Genomic DNA, 4,043 nt, shown 5'->3' on the forward strand with positions numbered 1-4,043 from the left:
ACAGAACGATTATTTTTCTGAAACTTGGGATAACCTTTTTTACCTTTAACCTTTTTCTTACAATTGTCATAGAAACGAGGAATAGCCGACCATGCTCGTTCAGCAGATGCTTGTCTAGCAGTAGAATTTACAGTATCGACAAACTTGAACTGTTTGGCGAGAACAATATTTATTGAGAGAATATTTATCTACTTTATCCTCTTGTTTGGCATCCATCCAAAGCCTTAAAGCCTTATTTCTGATGAATTGTACTGTACGAATAGCTTCATCTATGGCAGAACACTGACTTGGTTTGACCACGGCTTTCATTTCTAAGACAATCATTGTTTATCGACCTCAAACAACTTATTTTATGTTAAACTGTAGAGCAGAGATTGTCGAGATTTTAGTGGCCACCGAAGCTCTGTCGAAGTGTCGTGCTTCGCTGTTTTATATTGGTCGGGGTTTCATCCCGTCGCTAAGCGCTTCGGGTCTTCACCCCGACATTTGAGATAACTTCAAGGCCGAAGTCGAAGTTCCAGCCGATGGCGGGAACGGCATGATCGTCACTCAGGGGGGCGCTTCGGTGGATAAGGATTTTACCTGCTGAAGGGGAAACCGGTCTTCCTCTGGAATCTGGTAGACCTAAAACGGCCGCGCTGGGAGGGAACGACCGCGTTATCGCCTGGGAAACACCTTCTGGAGTTCGATTTTACCTACGACGGCCTCGGCATGGGAACGCTCGCTTTTAACAACCTAAGCGGTATCGGTCAGAGTGGAACTGGCGTATTGAAAGTGGACGGTCAAACGGTAGCGACTCAAAAGATGGAGCGAACTCTACCCCTGATCCTTCAATGGGACGAAAACTTCGATGTCGGCGCGGATACGGGGACTCCCGTGGAAGACGCAGACTATCAAGTTCCCTTCCGGTTCAACGGTACGTTGGATCAATTAACCCTTACCGTCAACCGTCCGAAACTGTCCCCGGGGGACGAACAGAAATTATGGGAGGCACAACGGAATAATCGCGTTTCCGAATGACCTCGTCGTGGGGGATTGATCCCCCATCTTGCCGAGCCTGTGCGAGTTTTGGCAAAGTCGAGAGATTATCGATTTTGGCAAGCGATAGGATAGTCAATGGCCCGAACGATGCGCTTCAACAGTACAAATTAGGCATTCTGTCAAGAGAAATTAACAAATTTAAATATTTCTCGACCTAATCGATTCTCGAAAAAATTTACCGGAGGAAATGAACGATGTCCCAAGATAAGCCGATTCAACGCCAAATTCTACCGATTCCCGACTTAACCCCCTTCGGTCTAACCACCTACGACGCGAAGAATCCGGACACTGACTATCCCCCGATTCGAGATATCCGACCGCCGGCCGGCGCGCCCAACGTGCTGATCGTGCTGCTCGATGACGTGGGCTTCGGAGCCTCCAGTGCCTTCGGTGGCCCGTGCAATACCCCCACTTTCGAGCGATTAGCGGCACAGGGGCTAAAATATACCCGTTTTCATACCACTGCCCTCTGCTCTCCCAGCCGCGCGGCTTTGCTCTCTGGAAGGAATCATCACTCGGTCGGCATGGGCAACATCACCGAAACCGCCACCTCCGCCCCCGGGCAGAGTTCCGTTCGTCCCAACACCAAAGCACCCCTCGCCTTGACCCTGAAGCTGAACGGCTATTCCACGGCGCAGTTCGGTAAGTGCCACGAGGTACCGGTTTGGCAAACCAGCCCGATCGGCCCGTTTGACGCTTGGCCCTCTGGCGGGGGTGGATTCGAGTATTTCTACGGCTTTATCGGTGGCGAGAATAACCAGTGGGAGCCGGCACTGTACGAGGGAACAACCCCGATCGAACCGCCGAAAACCCCGGAGGAAGGGTATCACCTGACCGAAGATCTGGCTGATCGAGCGATCGCTTGGGTCAGTCAACAAAAAGCCCTCGCCCCCGATAAGCCTTTCTTTATGTACTTCGCCCCCGGCGCGACCCATGCCCCCCACCACGTCCCCAAGGAATGGATCGACAAGTATCGGGGCCAATTCGCTCACGGTTGGGATCACCAGAGGGAGATTACCTTTGCCCGACAGAAAGAACTGGACGTAATTCCCCAAAATGCCGAACTCACCCCCCGTCACGCCGAAATTCCCGCCTGGGATGACATGGATGATCGCCTGAAGCCGGTATTAGAGCGCCAGATGGAGGTGTACGCCGCCTTTCTGGAACATACCGATGAGCAGGTGGGACGGGTGATTCAAGCCTTAGAAAATCTAGAAATCCTCGACGATACGCTCGTTTACGTCATCATCGGCGATAACGGCGCATCCGCCGAGGGAACGCTTCAGGGCGCGTTTAACGAGATGGCCAACTTTAACGGGTTAGCGGGTCTAGAAACCCCGGAATTTCTCCTCTCGAAACTGGATGACTTCGGCGCGCCCGATTCCTATAATCACTACGCGGTCGGTTGGGCTTGGGCGATGAGTAGCCCCTACAAATGGACGAAGCAGGTCGCTTCTCACTGGGGCGGGACCCGCAACGGTACGATTGTTCGTTATCCCAAAATCATCACGGAAAAAGGTGGGATTCGCCATCAGTTCTGTCATCTGATCGATGTGGCCCCGACGGTGTTGGCAGTAGCGGGAATTCCCGAACCGACTATGGTTAACGGTGTCCTACAAAGTCCCTACGAGGGTACGAATATGGTTTATACCTTTAACGACGCGGCCGCCCCCGAACGTCACGATGTGCAGTATTTCGAGATGTTTGGCAATCGGGGCATCTATTACAAGGGTTGGAGTGCGATTACCAAGCACCGCACCCCGTGGATTATGACTGGACAGACGATGGTTCCTTTCGACGATGATATCTGGGAACTATACGACGGCAGTACGGATGGGACGCAAGCTCGGGATCTCTCCCGGGAAATGCCAGAGAAACTGCACGAACTACAGCGACAATTTCTGATCGAGGCGGTTAAGTATAATGTACTGCCCCTAGACGATCGCCAAGTGGAACGGGTCGATCCCGCCACCGCTGGCCGGCCTACCCTCGTGCGGGGAAACTCGCAATTATTCTTTGCCGGGATGGGGCGTTTGTCTGAAAATAGCGTCATCAACATCAAAAATAAATCCTTCTCGGTGACGGCGGAACTGAACATTCCCCCGGAAGGCGCGGACGGGGTGATTATCGCCCAAGGCGGCCGCTTCGGTGGTTGGAGTGTCTATACCCACGACGGAAAAGCCAAGTTCGTCTATAACGTGCTGGGGATTCAAAGTTTTGTCACCGAGGCGACGGAGACGATCCCGGCCGGTAAGCATCAGGTACGGATGGAGTTTGCCTACGATGGCGGTGGTTTAGGACGGGGGGGAAATGTCACCCTCTACTACGACGGTCAACTGGTGGGTACGGGTCGGGTAGAACGAACTCAGGCTTTTATTTTCTCTGCGGACGAGACCACGGATATCGGCTACGAATCCGGTACCCCCGTAGCGGCGGAATATACCTCGAAAACCAGTCGTTTCACCGGCAAGATCGGTTGGGTTCAACTGGATGTGGGTACGGACGCTCATGACCACCTGATCGACCAGGAGGAACGTCTGAAAATTATCATGGCCCGGCAGTAGAAAAGGGGACTTGCGATCGACGGTTTCGCTTATTCGGTCTTAGGGGAGGAATCGCGATCGCTGGCGAGCCAATGTTTAATAGATCTCCTGCAAAAATCAAAAATTGTCGTAGTTAGTGAGGAGTCAGGAGACAGGAGATAGGAGACAGGAGACAGGAGGATAAAAAAGACAAGAGACAACTATCCTACCGATAAAATCTAAGATTATGTCAAATTTATCGGAATTTTTAGATATTTTGACCAGATAGTGCCTCGATAACTTACTTTTCCAGGAGGTTTGATTTTCTATAGCAAAAACTAACCGCATTGACATCCTCGCCGCCCTAAAAGTGCGGCGATTCCTAAACCTCACGATTTAAGTTTCTGCTTCCACCACCGTCGCATACCACAGTTAAAAAACCATGTACTGTCTTACACAGAGTCCACAGACTTTCGCCCC

Annotated in this window: 2 protein-coding genes and 1 pseudogene; 2 read left to right on the forward strand and 1 reads right to left on the reverse strand. The window is 51.8% G+C overall.

What is annotated here, in order from left to right:
* Positions 1-324: pseudogene (locus PX636_RS12980) on the reverse strand (RNA-guided endonuclease TnpB family protein); the annotation flags it as partial.
* A gap of 387 nt (positions 325-711) precedes the next feature.
* Between PX636_RS12980 and PX636_RS12985 the strand changes: the two are divergent.
* The gene (locus PX636_RS12985; protein ID WP_012268183.1) at positions 712-1,020 is read left to right on the forward strand and encodes a hypothetical protein; all 309 of its coding nucleotides are present in this window, start codon (positions 712-714) and stop codon (positions 1,018-1,020) included.
* Positions 1,021-1,235: 215 nt separating this feature from the next.
* Positions 1,236-3,605, forward strand: a complete 2,370-nt coding sequence (locus tag PX636_RS12990) for an arylsulfatase (RefSeq protein WP_002796624.1) — start codon at positions 1,236-1,238, stop codon at positions 3,603-3,605.
* Positions 3,606-4,043: the final 438 nt, after the last annotated feature.

Origin of the sequence: Microcystis sp. M53598_WE2, assembly GCF_030067735.1 — a bacterium.
GTDB lineage: Bacteria > Cyanobacteriota > Cyanobacteriia > Cyanobacteriales > Microcystaceae > Microcystis > Microcystis aeruginosa.